The 2,493-nt window shown below is 70.2% G+C and carries 3 protein-coding genes; all 3 read right to left on the bottom strand.

Annotated features, from left to right (window positions below; genetic code table 11):
* A partial coding sequence (locus tag P409_RS31745; RefSeq protein ID WP_202964871.1) for a putative periplasmic lipoprotein occupies positions 1-305 on the bottom strand: 305 nt, incomplete at its 3' end.
* Between the two features lie 156 nt (positions 306-461).
* The gene (locus tag P409_RS36640; RefSeq protein WP_152613656.1) at positions 462-953 is read right to left on the bottom strand and encodes a hypothetical protein; all 492 of its coding nucleotides are present in this window, start codon (positions 951-953) and stop codon (positions 462-464) included.
* A 37-nt stretch (positions 954-990) separates the two neighbouring features.
* Positions 991-2,493, bottom strand: a 1,503-nt coding sequence (locus P409_RS31735) for a formylglycine-generating enzyme family protein (protein WP_034847976.1), incomplete at its 5' end; no start/stop codon positions are given.

Genomic DNA, 2,493 nt, shown 5'->3' with positions numbered 1-2,493 from the left:
GCCAGGCCGCCCAGCGCGGCGCCGCCGGCGGCCGCGATGGCATAGGTGCCGGCATCCACGTCGGCGCCGGCGAGATCGGCGATGGCGGCGCCGGCCAGACCGGCGGCGGCCCCCACCGCGACGCCCTCGACGATGGTCTTGGTCGAGCTGTCAGCCTGCTCGCGCAGCTTCTGCTGCTCCGGCGTGCGGGCGGTGTTGTCCGCGGTCGCGCCGGCGGCAAGCTTCGACGGGTCGGTGGTGCCGCCCATCGAGCCGCAGGCGGCGAGCATCGTGCACGCCAGCAATACGACGATCGGTTTCTTCACAACAGTTCCCTCCGGCTGAAATGTCGCAATGGAGCAGGATGTAACGATTTTTATCCTACTATCAGGTGTTTTCGTTTCGTCAACCGCACCGGTTCGTTTCGTCAACCACGCCGGCGCCAGGAAACCCGGCCTGCCCCCCCAGCGGCAGGCGCCGACCTAGGCCGGCGGGCCTTCCGGCGATGTCGTCGACCAGGCCGCCGACCGAGTCCAGCACCTGCTGCAGGTCCGCGACATCGGCGGCGCGGGCGGCGGCGGGGCGCCCGGATTGGAGGCCTCGTCCGCCGTCAGCCGGGCCTTCGCCAGCCGCTTCTCGGCATCGGACAGCCGTGCCGCATCGGCGGCCGAGGCCCGGCCGCGCAGCGCGGCGATGCGGCGGTCCAGCTGCGACAGGCGGCTACGGGCGGCCGCCAGGTCGCGATCCACCTGGGCCTGCTCCTGGCGGATGGCGTTGGCCCGGGCCTGCAACTGAGCCTGCTCGGCGTTCAGCGAGGAGACCTGCGCCTCGCGCTGGTCGATCCGATCCTGATAGCCGCCGGAGACGAGATTGCTGACGCCGGTGATGAAGCCGCCGTCATGCGGGTCGCCGGTGCCGGCGCAGGCCGCGAGAATGAGCATCGCCGCGAGCGGGAGAAGCCTCGGTGTCGTCATGTGCCGTCGGTCCTTCTGGCAGTTGCGCCCACGGACGCTAGCGGGTGAGGTCTCGCATCCAGGCCTCGGTATCGGCCTTGCCCTGTTGGCGATAGGATTCCATGTGCTTCACAAATAAGGCAGCATAAGGGATCAGATCGGACGCTTTTCGGGCATCGAGCTCGGTCTTCAGCAGATCGAACTGCTGCCGGATGATTTCCGGAGAGTAGTCACCCGCCACCGTGAACACCGCATCGGCATAGCTGTCCAGCGACTGCTTGGCCTCGGCCTGCAGCGACGTGCGCTGCGATTCCATCGCCGCGACCTGCTGTTCCGCCTTGGCCAGCGTGTCTGCGCCGTTGGGGTCGCTGTCGAGCCGGCGATGCATCTCCTCCAGCGCCGGCCGGGCCACCTCGTCGATCGCCTTGCCGACGCTGTCCAGCCGCAGCTGGTCGGTCCGCAGCTTGTTGCCGAAGAAGGCGCCCTGGCTGATCAGCAGGCGGATGGCGCGGTCGCGCGCGTCGTTGCGCTCGGTGATGGCGTCGCGCAGGTCGCGCGAGATCCGCTGCAGCCGCGACCGCAGGGCCGCATCCAGCGTCGTCTGGGCGGTGGTGTCGAGATCCCGGATGGCATTGGCCTCCTGCCGCGCGGTCGCCTGGCCGGGGTCGGGGGCGGGCAGGGCCTCATACTCCTTCTGCAGCGCGGCCAGGCGCTCGGCCGACACGATCGCCGGGGCGGCGATCACCAGCCGCATGCCGACCTGGCGCAGCGCGGTCGCTCCGCCGCTGCGCTCGGAGAAATAGGGCAGCTCGGTCCGGGTGGCACTGCGGATCTGGTCGATCGGCGTCAGGAAGTCGCCGCCGCGGATGATGAAGCCGCCGGCCTGGCCGTGCAGCCGGCCGCGCCGGTTCAGGCGGAACGGCTCGAACATCATCTCCGAGGCGTTGCCCAGCATGTCGTAGAGGCCGAGCGGGTTCGGCTTCAGCAGCCCCATCGGGTGGATCCGCCCGCCGGCCGACTGGCTGCCCTGGAACCAGATATAGGCGGTCGGGCCGCCCTCCGGCATCGGCGGCCGGTCGCCGGCAAAGTCGAGCGCGGAGACCGCCATGCCCCCGCGCGCCGCGAACTCCCACTCCGCCTCGGTCGGCAGGCGGAGATAGCCGGACAGCTCACCCTCCTTCGGCAGCTTGTCGCGGGCATTGGCCATCAGCCATTCGGTGTAGCGTTCGGCGAAGGTCAGGCCGTCGAACCAGGAGATGTCGACGATCGGCTCCCGGCCCTGCATCGAAGGCGCCTTGCAGTCGCCGGCCAGCGCCTGGTACTGCGACCGCGTCACCTCGTATTTGCCGACATAGTAGTAGCGGCGGGTCTGGTCGCCGGTGGGGGTGAAGGCGCCGGCGATGTTGGCGGACCGGCGGTCGTCGACGACTCCGAGATCGGGGTCGGAGCCGCCGAGCATGACCTGCATGTCGTTCAGCCAGCCGCCGCTTTCCACCTCGACCCGGCGGAAGGCCATCGCCCCGCCGCACGGCATCGGCAGGACCAGGTCGCCATCGGCGGG

The organism is Inquilinus limosus MP06 (assembly GCF_000767795.1).
Lineage (GTDB): Bacteria > Pseudomonadota > Alphaproteobacteria > DSM-16000 > Inquilinaceae > Inquilinus > Inquilinus limosus_E.
This window is presented reverse-complemented; position numbering and strand designations above follow the sequence as displayed.

What these genes read in the sequence shown, in the direction of transcription:
- P409_RS36640 (WP_152613656.1), bottom strand. Translation starts at nt 953, where the DNA reads ATGACGACACCGAGGCTTCTCCCGCTCGCGGCGATGCTCATTCTCGCG.